This window comes from Streptomyces sp. A5-4, from assembly GCF_051131715.1.
Classification (GTDB): Bacteria; Actinomycetota; Actinomycetes; order Streptomycetales; family Streptomycetaceae; genus Streptomyces.
This window is the reverse complement of sequence record NZ_CP178591.1, coordinates 3,385,146-3,401,404: the sequence shown is the minus strand read 5'-3', so window position 1 is coordinate 3,401,404 and position 16,259 is coordinate 3,385,146. Positions and strand designations below refer to the sequence as shown.

Annotated in this window: 14 protein-coding genes; 13 read left to right on the top strand and 1 reads right to left on the bottom strand. The window is 70.0% G+C overall.

Annotated elements, in window-relative coordinates; genetic code table 11:
- Positions 1-16: 16 nt before the first annotated feature.
- The 13 genes from ACLLJJ_RS15540 to ACLLJJ_RS15480 all read left to right on the top strand — a co-directional run bounded on the left by ACLLJJ_RS15540 (position 17) and on the right by ACLLJJ_RS15480 (position 15,186).
- The gene (locus tag ACLLJJ_RS15540) at positions 17-1,213 is read left to right on the top strand and encodes a trans-sulfuration enzyme family protein (RefSeq protein ID WP_434591315.1); all 1,197 of its coding nucleotides are present in this window, start codon (positions 17-19) and stop codon (positions 1,211-1,213) included.
- Between the two features lie 123 nt (positions 1,214-1,336).
- On the top strand, positions 1,337-1,846 hold the full coding sequence (locus ACLLJJ_RS15535) for a MaoC family dehydratase (RefSeq protein WP_434591312.1): 510 nt from the start codon (positions 1,337-1,339) through the stop codon (positions 1,844-1,846).
- A gap of 99 nt (positions 1,847-1,945) precedes the next feature.
- A complete protein-coding gene (locus ACLLJJ_RS15530; protein WP_434591309.1) occupies positions 1,946-2,785 on the top strand; it encodes a class I SAM-dependent methyltransferase in 840 nt (279 codons plus the stop codon).
- Complete coding sequence (locus ACLLJJ_RS15525) at positions 2,782-3,828, top strand: class I SAM-dependent methyltransferase (RefSeq protein ID WP_283520739.1); 1,047 nt, start codon at positions 2,782-2,784, stop codon at positions 3,826-3,828. Before ACLLJJ_RS15530 ends, ACLLJJ_RS15525 begins: the two co-directional genes overlap by 4 nt.
- A gap of 86 nt (positions 3,829-3,914) precedes the next feature.
- Positions 3,915-4,805, top strand: coding sequence for a diiron oxygenase (locus ACLLJJ_RS15520; protein WP_283520738.1), 891 nt, complete (start codon positions 3,915-3,917; stop codon positions 4,803-4,805).
- A gap of 53 nt (positions 4,806-4,858) precedes the next feature.
- The gene (locus ACLLJJ_RS15515; RefSeq protein WP_434591305.1) at positions 4,859-5,782 is read left to right on the top strand and encodes a hypothetical protein; all 924 of its coding nucleotides are present in this window, start codon (positions 4,859-4,861) and stop codon (positions 5,780-5,782) included.
- Position 5,783: 1 nt separating this feature from the next.
- Positions 5,784-6,575, top strand: a complete 792-nt coding sequence (locus tag ACLLJJ_RS15510; protein ID WP_434591302.1) for a 4'-phosphopantetheinyl transferase superfamily protein — start codon at positions 5,784-5,786, stop codon at positions 6,573-6,575.
- 1 nt (position 6,576) lies between these two features.
- Positions 6,577-7,770: a methionine adenosyltransferase gene (gene metK, locus ACLLJJ_RS15505; protein WP_283520735.1), complete on the top strand. Its 1,194-nt coding sequence runs from the start codon at positions 6,577-6,579 to the stop codon at positions 7,768-7,770.
- 1 nt (position 7,771) lies between these two features.
- Complete coding sequence (locus ACLLJJ_RS15500) at positions 7,772-8,755, top strand: carbohydrate kinase family protein (RefSeq protein WP_434591299.1); 984 nt, start codon at positions 7,772-7,774, stop codon at positions 8,753-8,755.
- Complete coding sequence (gene metH / locus ACLLJJ_RS15495) at positions 8,752-12,243, top strand: methionine synthase (protein WP_434591296.1); 3,492 nt, start codon at positions 8,752-8,754, stop codon at positions 12,241-12,243. The genes ACLLJJ_RS15500 and metH overlap by 4 nt, the downstream gene beginning before the upstream one ends.
- Positions 12,240-13,112: a methylenetetrahydrofolate reductase [NAD(P)H] gene (metF, locus tag ACLLJJ_RS15490; protein ID WP_434591293.1), complete on the top strand. Its 873-nt coding sequence runs from the start codon at positions 12,240-12,242 to the stop codon at positions 13,110-13,112. The genes metH and metF overlap by 4 nt, the downstream gene beginning before the upstream one ends.
- Positions 13,102-14,520, top strand: a complete 1,419-nt coding sequence (ahcY, locus tag ACLLJJ_RS15485; RefSeq protein WP_434591291.1) for an adenosylhomocysteinase — start codon at positions 13,102-13,104, stop codon at positions 14,518-14,520. The genes metF and ahcY overlap by 11 nt, the downstream gene beginning before the upstream one ends.
- Before the next feature lie 9 nt (positions 14,521-14,529).
- The gene (locus tag ACLLJJ_RS15480; RefSeq protein ID WP_434591288.1) at positions 14,530-15,186 is read left to right on the top strand and encodes a maleylpyruvate isomerase family mycothiol-dependent enzyme; all 657 of its coding nucleotides are present in this window, start codon (positions 14,530-14,532) and stop codon (positions 15,184-15,186) included.
- Positions 15,187-15,360: 174 nt separating this feature from the next.
- Here the strand turns inward: ACLLJJ_RS15480 and ACLLJJ_RS15475 are convergent, their stop codons facing one another.
- Entirely contained in the window at positions 15,361-16,125 is a 765-nt protein-coding gene (locus tag ACLLJJ_RS15475) for a PIG-L deacetylase family protein (RefSeq protein WP_434591286.1), read from the bottom strand.
- Positions 16,126-16,259 lie beyond the last annotated feature (134 nt).

Sequence of the window (16,259 nt, the reverse complement as noted above, 5' to 3'; positions counted from 1 at the left end):
GGAAGGAGCAAGTTCCATGGATTTCCCGACAGAGGTGTCGATGGATGTGCGGACCCGCGCCGTGCATGTGGTCAACGAACCGCTGGGAGAGGGGAGTCGGCCGCTCAGTGTGCCCCTCGTGCAGTCGTCCGCCTTCGCCTTCGACTCGGCCGACGAACTCGCGCGGGCCATGGCCGGCCCCGACGGCGAGGCCGTCTACAGCCGCCGGGGCAATCCGACGGTCCGGGCACTGGAGCGGACCCTGGCCGGCCTGGAGGGCGGGGCGGCGGCGATGGCCACCGCGTCGGGGATGGGTGCGATCAGCGGGGTGCTGTTCGCGCTGCTGAAGCCCGGCGACCATGTGCTGGCGCAGCGCTGCCTGTACGGCGGTACGTACTCGGTGCTGGCCGACCTCGCCGGGCGCTTCGGGGTCGAGGTCCAGTACCTGGGCGGCGACGACGTGGGGGAGTTCGAGCGCGCCGTGCGGGGCACGACGCGCCTCCTCCTCCTGGAGACCATCGCCAATCCGACCGGCGAAGTGGCCGATCTGCCGGGGCTGTTGGCGGCGGCACGGCGGTCGGGGGTGGTGGGCATGGTGGACAACTCCCTCGCCTCGCCCGTGCTGTGCCGGCCGCTCGAACTCGGCGCCGACATCGTCGTGCACTCGACCACGAAGTACCTGGGCGGCCACTCCGACGTGCTCGGCGGTGCGGCCGTCTTCGCGGACCCCGCGCTGCACCGCCACGTGTGGACGCGGGCCGTCGAACTGGGCGCCACCGCCGATCCGTTCGCGGCCTGGCTGACCCTGCGCGGCATCCAGACCCTGCCGCTGCGGATGGCGCAGCACTGCCTCAACGCGGAGGCCGTCGCCCGCCGGCTGGCCGCGCATCCGGCGGTGGCGACGGTGCACTGGCCGTGGCTGGAGAGCCATCCCTCGTACGGTCTCGCCCGCAAGGTCCTCTCGGGCGGCGGCGGGATGGTCTCCTTCGAGCTCGCCGGGGGGCGGGCGGCGGGCCGCGCCTTCGTCGAACGGGTGCGTCTCGCCCGGCTCGCTCTCTCGCTGGGTGGCGTGGAGACCCTGGTCACCCACCCCGCGTCCACCTCGCACCGCGAGCTGGGCGGGCCCGCGCTGGCCGCCGCCGGGATTGGCGCGGGGACGGTCCGGATGTCCGTCGGTATCGAGTACGTCGAAGACCTCTGGGCCGACATCTCGCAGGCGCTGGACGGGAGTTGACGTGCTACGGCATGGGTCGCGGAAACCGGCTGACGGAGTGCTAGATTTGGGTTGACAAAATAAATGGTTGATTCGTACATTGGTGGAGCTAGGGAAAACAACTCCTGAGCCCAAGGGGGCGCGATGCGCTACTTCGAGGACTTCCGTACCGGTGACGTCCATGAACTGGGCACCGTGACCGTGAGCGAGGAAGAGGTGCTCGACTTCGGCCGGCGCTTCGACCCGCAGCCCTTCCACACCGATCCGCGACTGGCCGCGCAGACGCCCTTCGGCGGACTGATCGCCAGTGGCTGGCACACCGCGTCGATGTTCATGCGGCGCTACGTCGACGGCATGCTCGCCTACAGCTCCTGTACGGGCTCGCCGGGCGTCGACGAGATCCGCTATCACCGGCCCGTACGCCCCGGGGACGTGCTCACCGCGAGGGTCGAAATCCTCGGTGGGTCACCCTCGTTCGGCAACCCCGCCACCGGCATCGTGCGGCCCCGCTGCCAGCTGGTCGCCGCGGACGGGACGGTCGTGTTCAGCATGATCCTGCACAGCATCTTCCGGCGGCGTCCCGCCGACTCCTCCGCCGCCTTCCCCGCGTCGATGTCCGCGGCGGAGGACCCGGTCCCGTGCGTGCGGCGCTGACCGCCCGGACACGGCCGTCCGCACCACCCGCAGTACCCGCGGCGAAGCACCGCGGCGAATCGTCCGCACCGAATCATCCGAAGTGAAGGGGGACCTCCCGTGGAGGCCGTATCCCGCACCGCCCAGTGGACCGCCGCCGCGCGGGCCCTGGAGACCGAGCGTGAGGACCGGCTGTTCGCCGACCCGTACGCGCGCACCGTCGCCGACGGCATCGGCTTCGAGCTCCTGGAGCGCTACGCGGGGGCCGGCACCGTGCCGTTCCTCGCGATCCGGACCACCTACCTGGACCGGGCGATCGTGCGCACGGTCGAGGAGCGATCCATCCGCCAGGTCGTGTTCCTCGCCGCCGGCATGGACACCCGCTTCTACCGGCTGCCGTGGCCGGACGGCGTCACCGTGTACGAGCTCGACCGGCCCGCGCTCCTCGACGCCAAGGCCACGATGCTCGTCGGCGAGCCGCAGCCGGCCGGGCGTGAGCGGCGTACCGTGCCCGTCGACCTCACCCAGGACTGGACCGGCCCGCTGAAGGAAGCCGGCTGGCGCTCCGACGAGCCCGTCCTGTGGGTGGTGGAAGGGCTGCTGTTCTTCCTGCCCGAGGACGCCGTACGCACCCTGATCTCAACCCTCTCGGCGCACAGCGCCCCCGGCTCCGTCCTGGTCGGGGACGTCATCAGCAGGTCGGCGCTGACCAACCCGCTGTCCCGGCCGTTCCTCAACTGCCTCAAGGAGGACGGCAATCCGTGGCTGTTCGGGACGGAGAGCCCCGAGGAGCTGCTGACCGAGTGCGGCTGGGACGTGCGCGAGGTGAAGCAGCCGGGCGAGGAGGGCGCGGACTTCGGGCGCTGGCCCTACCAGGTCGCGGCGCGCGAGGTACCGAGAGTACCGAGGTCGTTCCTGTTCACCTGTGATGTGCCGGCCGCGGAAGGGGACACCCGATGACCGGGACCACCGACTTTCATCAGCGCGTCATCGGCGACGCCGCCGCCGCCGTGCGCGGCCTGACCGTCGCGCTGGGCGAGCGCCTCGGCCTCTACCGGGCGCTCGCCGAGCACGGCCCGCTCACCCCGGCCGACCTGGCCGCACGTACGGGCATCACCGCCCGGTACGCCGAGGAGTGGCTGCACGCCCAGCTCAGCGCCCAGTACGTCGAGCGGCACCCCAGCGCCGGGACGTACACGCTGCCCGCCGCCCACGCGCCCGTCCTCGCCGACCCGGCCGCCGTGACCTACGCGGCAGGGTTCTTCACGGCGCTCAAGGCGCTGTACGCCACCGAGGACCTGCTGGTCGACGCCTACCGGACCGGCGACGGCGTTGGCTGGGCCGAGCACGACGCGGCGCTCGACACCGGCATGGGCAGCTTTTTCGAGCCCACCTACCAGCACAAACTCATCCCCGACTGGCTGCCCGCCCTGCACGGGGTGACCGACAAGCTGAAGGCCGGCGGCACCGTCGCCGACGTCGGCTGCGGCGTCGGACACACCACCCTCCTCATCGCCCGTGCCTTCCCCGAGGCGACCGTGCACGGCTTCGACTACTCCGAGGAAGCCATCGCCATCGCCCGCCAGCTCGCCGAGGAGGCGGGGCTCAGCGACCGGGTGGTCTTCGACACCGCGTCCGCCGACGACTACCCCGGCTCCGGCTACGACCTCGTCACCTTCTTCAACTGCCTGCACGACATGGGCGATCCGGTCGCCGCCGCCCAGCACGTCCACAAGTCGCTGGACGCCGACGGCACCTGGATGCTCGTCGAGTCGAACGTCTCCCCGCAGGACGTGGAGGCCGGCACCCCGGCCGCGCAGATGTTCATGAGCCTGTCGGCCGTGATGTGCCTGCCGGTCGCCGTCGCCCAGCGCGGACCGCACGCCCTCGGCAACCACTCGGGCGAGAAGGCCTTCGGCGCCATCGCCGAGGAGGCCGGCTTCACCCGCTGGCGGCGGGCCACCGAGACGCCGGTCAACGCCGTGTACGAGGTCAGGCCCTGACGGCACGCACGTCCTGACCGTACGCACGCCCGCGCATCACGCGCCGACCGCGCACCCGCTTCCGCACCCACTCGCCAGGAGACCCCATGGCCACCTCCGCCCTGCCCAGAAGCGACCGCTTCGAGGAAGTTCTCACCCGGCTCAGCGCGAAGTCCGTCGAGGACTACTACAACCCGTACCAGCAGTTCGACTGGCCCGAGAAGCTCGAAGACAACCGGATGTGGATGAGCCCCGAACTGCTCACCCCGTACGGGACGGCCCACTTCGACGAGCTCGGCGAGGAGGCCCTCCAGCGGCTCTCCAAGTGGGAGAGCATCAACTTCTACAGCCTCAATGTGCACGGCATCCGCGAGCTGCTCATCGAGGTCGTCGGCCGGATCCACATGCCCGGCTTCGAAGTCCCCTCGGACTTCTTCCACCACTTCATCGGCGAAGAGAACGAACACATGTGGTTCTTCGCCGAGTTCTGCCGCCGCTACGGCAACAAGATCTACGGATCCACGGCCATGCGGGCCGACTCCGCCTGGGAGTTCGAGGTCGAGAACTTCCTCGTCTTCGCCCGGATCCTCTTCTTCGAGGAGCTCGTCGACTACTACAACATGCGGATGGCGCAGGACGAGACGCTCTGCGACACCATCCGCCAGGTCAACCGCATCCACCACCAGGACGAGTCCCGGCACATCGCCTTCGGCCGCGAACTCGTGTCGCTGCTGCACACCCGGATGGTCGAGACCGTCAGCGAGGACCGGCTGCGCGAGGTCGAGGCGTATCTCAAGCGGTACGTCGTCTTCAGCGTCAACTCCCTCTACAACCCGCACGTCTACCGCGACGCCGGCATCAAGGACCCGCTGGCCCTGCGCAACGCGCTGGTCGCCGACGAGCTGCGCCGCCCGCACGAGCGCAGGGCGATCCGCAAGCCGCTCGCCTTCTTCCTCAAGACCGGCATCTTCTCCGACGACGTGCTCCCGCTCATCTGACCACCGCCCCTTCCGCTCCGACCCGGCCTCCCACTGAGAGGTGGCTCATGTACGTGACACCGACCATCACGACCGGCCCGACATCCGGCTCACCCGGCGAGCAGTCCGGGCTCCCGTCCCTCGGCCCCGAGGGCACCGCCCTGCTCCGGCTGCTCGACGACACCTTCGAGAGCTGGGGCGTGGCGGCGGGCGCGAGCCCGATGACCATGCCACCGCTCCTGCCGGCCGCGGACCTGGCGCGGCTCGACTACTACGAGAACTTCCCGCACCAGGCCGTCGTCGCGGCCCCCCTCGACATGGACCGCCGCGAGGACTCGACCTTCTGCGGCGAGACCGGCTGCTTCCCGTGCGACGCCCTGCAACCCGCCGCGCTCGGCCTGCCGTCCGCGTCCTGTTACGCCGTCTACCTCGACCACGAGGGCCGGCAGGTGCAGGACACCACCCTGGTGACGGTCGTCGGCTGGTGCTTCCGCAAGGAGCGCGTGTACGAGGGCCTGCGCCGCCAACTCGGCTTCCGTATGCGGGAGATCGTGGCCATCGGCAGCCGCGAGCACGCCGAGGAACACCTGTGCGCCTTCACCGACCGCATCACCGCGTTCGCCCGCGCCCTGGACCTGCCGCTGCGCAAGGAGGCGGCCAGCGACCCGTTCTTCGACAAGGGAGGTTCCAAGGCGGTCCTCCAGCGCCTCTCGCCGGTGAAGCACGAGTTCCTCTACGAGGACCTGGCCATCGCGTCGGTCAACACCCACCGGAACTTCTTCGGTGACCGGTGCAACATCTCGCTCGCCTCCACCGGCGGCCCCGCGTTCACCAGCTGCGTCGCCTTCGGCCTGGAGCGCTGGCTCTCGGCCCTCACCCGGCGGCACGGTGGCTGGGACGCCGCGACCCACGCGGTCCTGAAGGCGATCTCCGCCACGGACACCACCAGCACGTCCGCACGGGCGTCGCACGGCGGGCCGGCCAGGCCGGTGGTCTGACATGCCGGCCCGTCCTGTGGCGCCCTCAGCGGGCGGCCTGGGCTGGGCGAACCTCGGTATGGACATCGTGTCCGCCCACCGCGTCCGCAAGCTGCTCGCCGAGCACGGCGAGGAGTTCTTCACCCGGATGCTGGGCCCCGGCGAACTCGCCGACTGCCGCACCTCCACCGGGCTCGACGTACTCGGCCTCTGCGGTCGCATCGCCGCCAAGGAAGCGGCGTTCAAGACCCTGCGGGTGCGCAACCGGTTCCTGCCCTGGCTGGACATCGTCATCCGTCGCGCCGACGGCGGCTGGCCGCTGGTCGAACTGCGCCGCTCGGCAGCCGTCATGGCGGCCGATTCCGGCATCACCGGGATCACCGTGAGCATCAGCCATGACGTGGAGTACGCGGTGGCGGTGGCCGCGCCCATCACCGGCGACACCACGGGCCCCGGGTCCCGTCCCGAGCCCACCACCCACTCGCCGCCCCTTCGAGGCGTTCTCGCGCGGAGCGCCGTCCGAAGCCCGCTCCACATCCCCCTCGTACACAGCACTGTTAGGAGACCACCCATGTCCGACGGCCTGCAGCAGATCAAGGACTGGATCCTCAAGCGGCACACCGACCGCGAGGACATCGCCACCGACCTCGACCTCATCGAGAACCGGCTGATCGACTCGCTGTCCTTCGTCGAGTTCGTCTTCCTGCTGGAACAGCTCAGCGGCCGGTCCATCGAGATGGAGACACTCGAAGTCGACGCGATCCGCACCCTCGGCGCCATCGAGAGCAACTTCTTCTGTGCGGAGGTGAAGTGACATGACGCGTCGGCTCTTCACCTCGGAGTCGGTCACCGAGGGACACCCCGACAAGATCGCCGACCGGATCAGCGACACGATCCTCGACGCGCTCCTCACCCAGGACCCGCACGCCAGAGTCGCCGTCGAGACCCTGATCACCACCGGTCTGGTGCAGATCGCCGGCGAGGTCACCACCCGGGCGTACGCGCCGATCGCCTCGCTGGTGCGCGAAGCGATACTCGACATCGGCTACGACTCATCGACGAAGGGCTTCGACGGCGCGTCCTGCGGCGTCTCCGTCGCGATCGGCGCGCAGTCGCCCGACATCGCACAGGGTGTGGACGCGGCGGGCAAGTCGGGCGACGCGCTCGACCTCCAGGGCGCGGGCGACCAGGGCCTGATGTTCGGCTACGCCTGCGACGACACCCCCGAGCTCATGCCGCTGCCCATCCAGCTGGCGCACCGTCTCGCCCGCCGCCTCACCGACGTCCGCAAGGACGGCACCGTGCCGTACCTGCGGCCGGACGGCAAGACGCAGGTCACCATCGAATACGACGGTGAGCACCCGGCCCGTCTCGACACCGTCGTGGTCTCCACGCAGCACGCCGCCGACATCAGCCTGGAGTCGCTACTGGCCCCGGACATCCGGGAGTTCGTGGTCGAGCCGGTGCTCAAGGCACTCGCCGAGCAGGGGGTGAACCTGGAGTGCGACGGCTACCGGCTGCTCGTCAACCCGACCGGACGCTTCGAGGTCGGTGGCCCGATGGGCGACGCGGGCCTCACCGGGCGCAAGATCATCATCGACACGTACGGGGGCATGGCCCGGCACGGCGGCGGCGCCTTCTCCGGCAAGGACCCCTCCAAGGTGGACCGCAGCGCCGCGTACGCGATGCGGTGGGTGGCGAAGAACGTCGTCGCCGCCGGTCTCGCCCGCCGCTGCGAGGTGCAGGTGGCGTACGCGATCGGCAAGGCCGAGCCCGTCGGCCTGTTCGTGGAGACGTACGGCACCGAGAGCGTGCCCGTCGAGCGGATCCAGTCCGCCATCACCGAGGTCTTCGACCTGCGTCCGGCCGCCATCATCCGCGACCTGGACCTGCTGCGGCCGGTGTACGCCGCCACCTCCGCGTACGGCCACTTCGGCCGTGAACTGCCCGAATTCACCTGGGAGCGCACCGACCGCGTCGATGCGCTGCGTCACTCCGCAGGGGTATGAGATGCGTATCGCTGTCACGGGCTCCATCGCCACCGACCACCTGATGACCTTCCCCGGGTCCATCACCGACCAGCTGCTGGCCGACCGGCTGGACCGGGTCTCCCTGTCGTTCCTCGCCGACGACCTCGACATACGACGCGGGGGCGTGGCAGCGAACATCTCCTTCGGCCTGGGGCTGCTCGGGCTGCGCCCGGTACTGGTGGGCGCGGTCGGGGCCGACTTCGAGCCCTACCGCGTGCACCTCAAGGAACACGGCGTCGACACCGAATCGGTGCGGGTCAGCGACACCCGGCACACCGCCCGGTACGTCTGCACGACCGACCGCAGACAGAACCAGATCGCCACCTTCTACGCCGGCGCCATGGCCGAGGCGCGCGAGATCGACCTGTGCGACGTGATCACCCGCGGCGGCCGGCTCGACCTGGTGATGGTCTCCCCGGACGACCCGGCGGCCATGCTCCGGCACACCCGCACCTGCCGCGGCCTGGGCATCCCGTTCGCCGCCGACCCCTCGCAGCAACTGGCCCGGCTGGCGCGCGAGGACGTACTGGAACTGGTGGACGGCGCCCGCAGGCTCTTCACCAACGCCTACGAGACGGCCCTGCTCCTGGAGCGGACCGGCCTGACCGAGGACGAGGTGCTGCGCCGTGTCGGGAGCTGGATCACCACCCACGGCGAGGACGGGGTACGGATCAGGCGCGCCGGACGCCCCACGATCGTGGTCCCCGCGGTGCCGGTGACGGGGGTCGTCGACCCGACCGGGGTCGGCGACGGCTTCCGCGCCGGCTTCCTCGCCGGGACGGCGTGGGGCCTGCCGGAGGTGTGCGCGGCGCAGCTGGGCTGCGCGGTGGCCGCGACCGTACTGGACTACGTGGGGACCCAGGAGTACCGCCTGTACCGGGGCTCGCTCCTCGCGAGGATCAGGACGGCGTACGGCCCCGAGTCCGTGGCCCGTGTCGTACCGCATCTGCGGGAACTGTCGTGAGCGCCCGGCGGATCGAGCTCCTGCGTGCTGCGCTTGCCTCGCGTGTGGTGGTGGCGGATGGTGCGATGGGGACGATGTTGCAGGCGCAGGATCCGACCATGGAGGACTTCGAGCAGCTGGAGGGCTGTAACGAGATCCTGAATGTCACCCGGCCGGACATTGTGCGTTCGGTGCATGAGGAGTATTTCGCGGTCGGTGTGGACTGTGTGGAGACGAATACCTTCGGGACGAATTACGCGGCGTTGGCCGAGTACGACATCGCGGAGCGGGTCTTCGAGCTGTCGGAGGCGGGGGCGCGGATCGCGCGTGAGGTGGCGGACGAGTTCACGGTGTCGACCGGGCAGCAGCGTTGGGTGCTGGGTTCGATGGGTCCGGGGACGAAGCTGCCGACGCTGGGGCATGCCCCGTATGTGACGTTGCGGGACGCGTATCAGCAGAACGCCGAGGGGATGATCGCCGGTGGCGCGGACGCGCTGCTGGTGGAGACGACGCAGGACCTGCTCCAGACGAAGTCCGCGATCATTGGCGCCCGGCGCGCGATGGAGGTCGCGGGTGTCAGCCTCCCGCTGATCTGCTCGGTGACCGTGGAGGCGACGGGCACGATGCTCCTTGGTTCGGAGATCGGCGCCGCCCTCACCGCCCTGGAACCTCTGGGCATCGACATGATCGGGCTGAACTGCGCGACGGGCCCGGCCGAGATGAGCGAGCACCTGCGCCATCTGGCGAGGCACTCACGCGTCCCCCTCTCCTGCATGCCGAACGCGGGGCTGCCCGTGCTGGGGTCGAACGGGGCCCACTATCCGCTCTCGGCAGGGGAGTTGGCCGACGCGCAGGAGGGCTTCGTACGCGACTACGGACTTTCGCTGGTCGGTGGCTGCTGCGGTACGACGCCCGAGCACCTGCGCCAGGTCGTCGAGCGGGTGCGCGGGGTGCCGCTGACCGCGCGCGAGCCGCGTCCCGAGCCGGGAGCCGCTTCGCTGTACCAGGCCGTTCCCTTCCGGCAGGACACTTCGTTCCTGGCGATCGGGGAGCGTACGAACGCCAATGGGTCGAAGAAGTTCCGTGAGGCGATGCTGGAGGCCCGCTGGGACGACTGTGTGGAGATGGTCCGTGACCAGATCCGTGAGGGCGCGCACATGCTCGACCTGTGTGTGGACTACGTCGGCCGTGACGGGGTCGCGGACATGCGGGAGCTGGCCGGCCGGTTCGCCACCGCCTCCACCCTGCCCATCGTGCTCGACTCCACCGAAGTCGACGTACTGCGGGCCGGGTTGGAGAAGCTCGGTGGGCGGGCCGTCATCAACTCGGTCAACTACGAGGACGGCGACGGCCCCGAATCGCGCTTCGCGAAGGTCACCGCACTCGCGACGGAACACGGCGCCGCGCTGATCGCACTGACCATCGACGAGGCCGGGCAGGCCCGTACCGTCGAAACGAAAGTGGGGATCGCCGAACGGCTGATCACGGACCTGACGGACAACTGGGGGGTCCATGAATCGGACATCCTCATCGACGCCCTCACCTTCACCATCTGCACCGGGCAGGAGGAGTCCCGCAAGGACGGCATCGCGACGATCGAGGCGATTCGGGAGCTGAAGCGCCGCCGCCCCGATGTGCAGACCACACTGGGCCTGTCCAACATCTCCTTCGGCCTGAACCCGGCGGCGCGCGTTGTCCTCAACTCGGTGTTCCTGGACGAGTGTGTGAAGGCGGGACTGGACTCGGCGATCGTGCACGCGTCGAAGATCCTGCCGCTCGCCCGGCTGGGCGAGGAGCAGGTCTCCGTCGCCCTGGATCTGATTTACGACCGCCGCAGCGAGGGGTACGACCCGCTGTCCCGTTTCCTCGAACTCTTCGACGGTGTCGACACGAAGTCGATGAAGGAGGGCAAGGCCGAGGAGCTGCTCGCGCTGCCGTTGGGTGAGCGTCTGCAGCGGCGGATCATCGACGGGGAGAAGAAGGGCCTGGAGGCGGATCTCGACGAGGCGCTGGAGAGCCGTCCGGCGTTGGAGATCGTCAACGAGACGCTGCTTGAGGGCATGAAGACGGTCGGTGAGCTGTTCGGCTCCGGTCAGATGCAGCTGCCGTTCGTGCTCCAGTCCGCCGAGGTGATGAAGACCGCGGTGGCGCATCTGGAGCCGCACATGGAGAAGACCGACGACGACGGCAAGGGCACCATCGTGCTGGCCACCGTGCGCGGTGACGTCCATGACATCGGCAAGAACCTGGTCGACATCATTTTGTCGAACAACGGCTACAACGTCGTCAACCTCGGGATCAAGCAGCCCGTCTCCGCGATCCTGGAGGCCGCCGAGGAACACCGCGCCGATGTCATCGGCATGTCGGGGCTGCTGGTCAAGTCCACAGTGATCATGAAGGAGAACCTCCAGGAGCTCAACCAGCGCAAGATGGCAGCCGATTTCCCGGTGATCCTCGGCGGCGCCGCACTCACCCGGGCCTATGTCGAGCAGGACCTGCACGAGATCTACGAGGGCGAAGTCCGCTACGCACGCGACGCCTTCGAAGGCCTGCGCCTGATGGACGCGCTCATCGCGGTCAAACGCGGCGTCCCCGGCGCGACCCTTCCCCCACTCAAGCAGCGCAGAGTCGTTGCCCGCCCCGCCGCCGCGACCCCTGCCCCGGCCGAGGGGCCCGCACGTTCCGACGTCGCCACCGACACCGCCGTCCCGACACCGCCGTTCTGGGGCACCCGGGTCGTCAAGGGCATCCAGCTCGCCGACTACGCGACCTGGCTCGACGAACGGGCCACCTTCATGGGGCAGTGGGGCCTCAAGTCGGGCCGCGGGAGCGGCCCTTCGTACGAAGAGCTGGTCGAGACCGAGGGCCGGCCCCGGCTGCGGCAGTGGATGGACCGCCTCCAGACCGACGGGCTCCTCGAAGCGGCGGTCGTGCACGGCTACTTCCCCTGCGTGTCCAAGGGCGACGACCTGATCATCCTGGACGAGCGGGGCAGCGAGCGCACCCGCTTCACCTTCCCGCGCCAGCAGCGCGACCGGCACCTGTGCCTGGCCGACTTCTTCCGGCCGGAGGAGTCGGGGGAGACGGACGTGGTGGGGCTGCAGATCGTCACCGTGGGAAACAGGATCGGGGAGGCGACCGCCGAACTGTTCGCCGCCGACTCCTACCGCGACTACCTCGAACTGCACGGCCTGTCCGTGCAGTTGGCCGAGGCCCTCGCCGAGTACTGGCACGGGCGCGTACGGGCCGAACTCGGCATCGCGGGCCGCGAGCCCGACTCCCTCGACGGGATGCTGCGCACCGAGTACCAGGGCTGCCGCTACTCCCTCGGCTACCCGGCCTGCCCCGACCTGGAGGACCGCGCCAAGATCGCCGACCTGCTGAAGCCCGAGCGGATCGGCGTACACCTCTCCGAGGAGTTCCAGCTGCACCCCGAGCAGTCCACCGACGCGATCGTCGTGCACCACCCGGAAGCGAGCTACTTCAAGGCCGGCGGGGGGCCAGGATGAGCTTCTCCTTCGAGTTCTTCCCACCGAAGACGCGGGCGGGCGAGCGCGCCCTGTGGGAGGCGATCCGCCGTGTCGAGCCCCTCGCGCCCGACTTCGTCTCCGTGACGTACGGCGCGGGCGGCTCGTCCAGGGACCGCACGGTCGCCGTCACCCGGCGGATCGCCGCCGAGACGACACTGCGGCCCGTCGCCCACCTCACCGCCGTCGGCCACTCGGTGGCCGAGCTGCGCGCGATCATCGGGCAGTACGCGGACGCCGGGATCCGGGACGTCCTCGTCCTGCGCGGGGACCCGCCGGGCGACCCGCGCGGGCCCTGGACCCCGCATCCGCGGGGCTTCACGTACGCCTTCGAGCTCGTCGAACTCGTCCGCAGCCTGGGCGACTTCAGCGTCGGCGTCGCCGCCTTCCCGGAAGGGCACACACGCTCGCTCTCCCCGGAGAGCGACCTCGCGCACTTCATCGCCAAGTGCCGGGCCGGTGCGGACTACGCCATCACCCAGATGTTCTTCGACGCGGACGACTACCTCCGCCTCCGGGACCGGCTGGTGGCGGCCGGCTGCGACACCCCCGTCGTCCCGGAGATCATGCCGGCCACCGACGTACGCCAGATCCGCCGCTTCGCGGAGCTCAGCGACGCGGCGTTCCCCGAGGACCTGGCGCACCGGCTGGAGGCGGCCCGGGACGACCCCTCGGCCTCGTACCGCATCGGCGTCGAGCACGCGACCGCGATGGGCCGCCGCCTCCTCGACGAAGGGGCGCCAGGACTGCACTACATCACCCTCAACCGGTCCACGGCCGCCCTCGAAATCCACCGCGACATCCAGCACACCCACCCCTCCAGAGACGCTAGGAGCGCTCATGCCGTCTGAGTTCACGGACTTCAAGGTCGCGGACCTCTCCCTCGCCGCCTTCGGGCGCAAGGAGATCACCCTCGCCGAGCACGAGATGCCCGGCCTGATGTCGATCCGCCGCGAATACGCCGCCGCCAGGCCGCTCGCCGGGGCCCGCGTCACCGGCTCGCTGCACATGACGGTGCAGACGGCCGTGCTGATCGAGACGCTGGTGGCGCTCGGCGCGGAGGTCCGCTGGGCCTCCTGCAACATCTTCTCCACCCAGGACCACGCGGCGGCGGCGATCGCGGTCGCGGGCATCCCGGTCTTCGCCTGGAAGGGCGAGACGTACGACGAGTACTGGTGGTGCACGGAACAGGCACTGACCTGGGAGAACCACCCGGGCCCCAACATGATCCTGGACGACGGCGGCGACGCCACCCTGCTCATCCACCGGGGTGTGGAGTACGAGAAGACGGGGGCGGTGCCCGACCCGTCCACGGCCGAGTCCACCGAGTTCCGCGTGGTGCTCGAACTGCTGGGCCGCACGCTGCGGGAGACGCCGCGCCGCTGGACCGAAATGGCCGCCGAGGTGCGGGGCGTGACCGAGGAGACCACGACGGGCGTGCACCGGCTGGTCGCCATGCACCGTGACGGCGCGCTGCTGTTCCCGGCGATCAATGTGAACGACGCGGTGACGAAGTCGAAGTTCGACAACAAGTACGGCTGCCGGCACTCGTTGATCGACGGCATCAACCGGGCCACCGATGTTCTGATCGGTGGCAAGGTCGCGGTCGTCTGTGGTTACGGCGATGTGGGCAAGGGGTGCGCGGAGTCGCTGCGCGGCCAGGGCGCCCGCGTGATCATCACCGAGATCGACCCGATCTGCGCACTCCAGGCCGCGATGGACGGCTACCAGGTGACCACCCTCGACGAGGTCGTCACCACGGCGGACATCTTCATCACCACCACCGGCAACAAGGACATCATCCTCGCCGCCGACATCGCCAGGATGAAGCACCAGGCGATCGTCGGGAACATCGGTCACTTCGACAACGAGATCGACATGGCCGGTCTCGCGGCCATCCCCGGCGTCGTCAAGGACGAGGTCAAGCCCCAGGTCCACACCTGGACCTTCCCGGACGGCCGGACGGTCATCGTCCTGTCCGAGGGCCGACTGCTGAACCTGGGCAACGCGACCGGCCACCCGTCGTTCGTGATGTCCAACTCCTTCGCGAACCAGACCATCGCGCAGATCGAGCTGTACACGAAGCCGCAGGACTACCCGACGGATGTCTACGTGCTGCCCAAGCACCTCGACGAGAAGGTCGCCCGGCTCCATCTCGGGGCGCTGGGGGTGCGGTTGACGAAGCTGCGTCCCGAGCAGGCCGCGTACATCGGTGTCCCCGAGGAGGGCCCGTACAAGCCCGAGCACTACCGGTACTGAGGGCGAGCCATGTCCGACATCCGTGACCCGGAGCTGCCCGGCCGGCTCCTGCGCACCGAGCGCGACGCCCTGCTGCCCCTGTTGCGGGCGCTGCCGCCCGAGTGCTTCGAACTCCGCACGGCCTGCCCCGGCTGGACCGTGCGCCAGGTCCTCGCCCACTGCGGGGCGGCGCTGGTCCGTATCGTCGATGGCCGCCTCGAAGAGGGCGTCTTTCTGCCGGAGGCCAATGCCGCCGATGTCGCGCAACGCGAACACTGGCCGCTGTCGCGGATCCTGGACGAGCTGGAGCGCGGCTTCACCGAGGCGGGCCCGGTGATCGCGGCGGGCGACGGCGAGCTGGACACGGTCGCGCTCGGGGAGTGGGTACACGCGGGCGATGTGCGCGAGGCGTGCGGCCGGCCCGGTGCGTACGCCGGTGACGGCACGACGTACGCCCTGCCGCTCCTCGCCAGGGCAAGCCGCAGACGCGATACGCCGCTGCTGCACGCCACGCTCACGGGCCGCCCGGAGCCGCTGATCCTGGGCAACGCCGCCGACGGCCGCCCGGCCGCCCGCTTCCACGGCGACGCGGCGACCTTGATCCGCATCTATGCCGGCCGCCCGCTCGTCGCCACCCGTTACCGGTTGAGCGGGGCGACGGAGCAGGAGCTGCTCATCTATCGGTGAGCAGGGGCGAGCCCCCGGACTCCGGGACACCCTTCGGGGGACCGGGGTTCGGGGGCGGATCCCCGGTGCGGGAAGGGGCAGGCAGCGGAACAGCGCCGCAGCAACCCACGCCCATGCGACCACCACCCGCGCGGCCACCACCCATGCGGCCACCACCCACGTGACCCGCCGCCCCTACCCGCCGTCCACGATCTGGAACGCCTCTGCCAACCGCCCGGCGGGCAACCCCGCCGCCCTCCCGTGCTCCGCCAGCCACTTCCGCAACAGGCCTGCCAGGTCGTCGAAGTGGGCCGTCTGGGACGTGTGCAGGCGCAGTGCTTCGACCTTGCGGGCGAAGACCGCCGTGACGTCCACGTACTGGTTCGGCGTCGGGCCAGTCATCAGCCACAGCTCCGGCACGATCCACGGCTCCAGGCCCTCCTGCTTGAGGAGTTCGGGGTGCGCGAAGGGGTTGCGGGCCTCCGGGTAGACCGCCCGGAGCGCCGCGTCGCCGACCGCGCGGTGGTCCGGGTGGAGGTCCGCGAGGCGCCCCCAGTTGATCTCCGGGCTGGGGATGATCGCCCGCTGCGGTCGTACCTGCCGGATCACCCGGCACAGGTCGCGCCGCAGCTCCACGCTCGGCTCGACGAAGCTGTCGGGGTGGCCGAGGAAGCGCACGTCCCGCACCCCGCTGAGCTTCGCGGAGTGCGTCTGCTCGGCGCGGCGCAGATCCGCCATGGCCTGCCGGGGCAGTTTCTCGTCGTATCCGCCCGCACCGCCGTCCGTGACGATGCAGTACGTCACTGACGTGCCGCGCGCGATCCAGTTCATCACCGTGCCGCTGACGCAGAACTCGATGTCGTCCGGGTGCGCGGCCACCACCAGCAGGCTTTCCGGCGCGCTGCGGTCTGCTCGGCCGGTCCCTGGGGCGGTCGCCGGTGCGGTCGCGAAGTCGGTCATGGGGACAGCCTGTTGGGCTCGGGAGCCCGTCGGCAAGACGGTGGCGGTGGCGTGATCTGGACATGGCACTTACGCGCCAGCAAAATAATTGGTAGCTTCAAATTATTGGGCCCGTCCAGTAATGGTAGGAATCG

What these genes read in the sequence shown, in the direction of transcription:
- ACLLJJ_RS15540 (WP_434591315.1), top strand. Translation starts at nt 17, where the DNA reads ATGGATTTCCCGACAGAGGTGTCGATGGATGTGCGGACCCGCGCCGTG.
- ACLLJJ_RS15535 (WP_434591312.1), top strand. Translation starts at nt 1,337, where the DNA reads ATGCGCTACTTCGAGGACTTCCGTACCGGTGACGTCCATGAACTGGGC.
- ACLLJJ_RS15525 (WP_283520739.1), top strand. Translation starts at nt 2,782, where the DNA reads ATGACCGGGACCACCGACTTTCATCAGCGCGTCATCGGCGACGCCGCC.
- ACLLJJ_RS15520 (WP_283520738.1), top strand. Translation starts at nt 3,915, where the DNA reads ATGGCCACCTCCGCCCTGCCCAGAAGCGACCGCTTCGAGGAAGTTCTC.
- ACLLJJ_RS15510 (WP_434591302.1), top strand. Translation starts at nt 5,784, where the DNA reads ATGCCGGCCCGTCCTGTGGCGCCCTCAGCGGGCGGCCTGGGCTGGGCG.
- metK (WP_283520735.1), top strand. Translation starts at nt 6,577, where the DNA reads ATGACGCGTCGGCTCTTCACCTCGGAGTCGGTCACCGAGGGACACCCC.
- ACLLJJ_RS15500 (WP_434591299.1), top strand. Translation starts at nt 7,772, where the DNA reads ATGCGTATCGCTGTCACGGGCTCCATCGCCACCGACCACCTGATGACC.
- metF (WP_434591293.1), top strand. Translation starts at nt 12,240, where the DNA reads ATGAGCTTCTCCTTCGAGTTCTTCCCACCGAAGACGCGGGCGGGCGAG.
- ahcY (WP_434591291.1), top strand. Translation starts at nt 13,102, where the DNA reads ATGCCGTCTGAGTTCACGGACTTCAAGGTCGCGGACCTCTCCCTCGCC.
- ACLLJJ_RS15480 (WP_434591288.1), top strand. Translation starts at nt 14,530, where the DNA reads ATGTCCGACATCCGTGACCCGGAGCTGCCCGGCCGGCTCCTGCGCACC.
- ACLLJJ_RS15475 (WP_434591286.1), bottom strand. Translation starts at nt 16,125, where the DNA reads ATGACCGACTTCGCGACCGCACCGGCGACCGCCCCAGGGACCGGCCGA.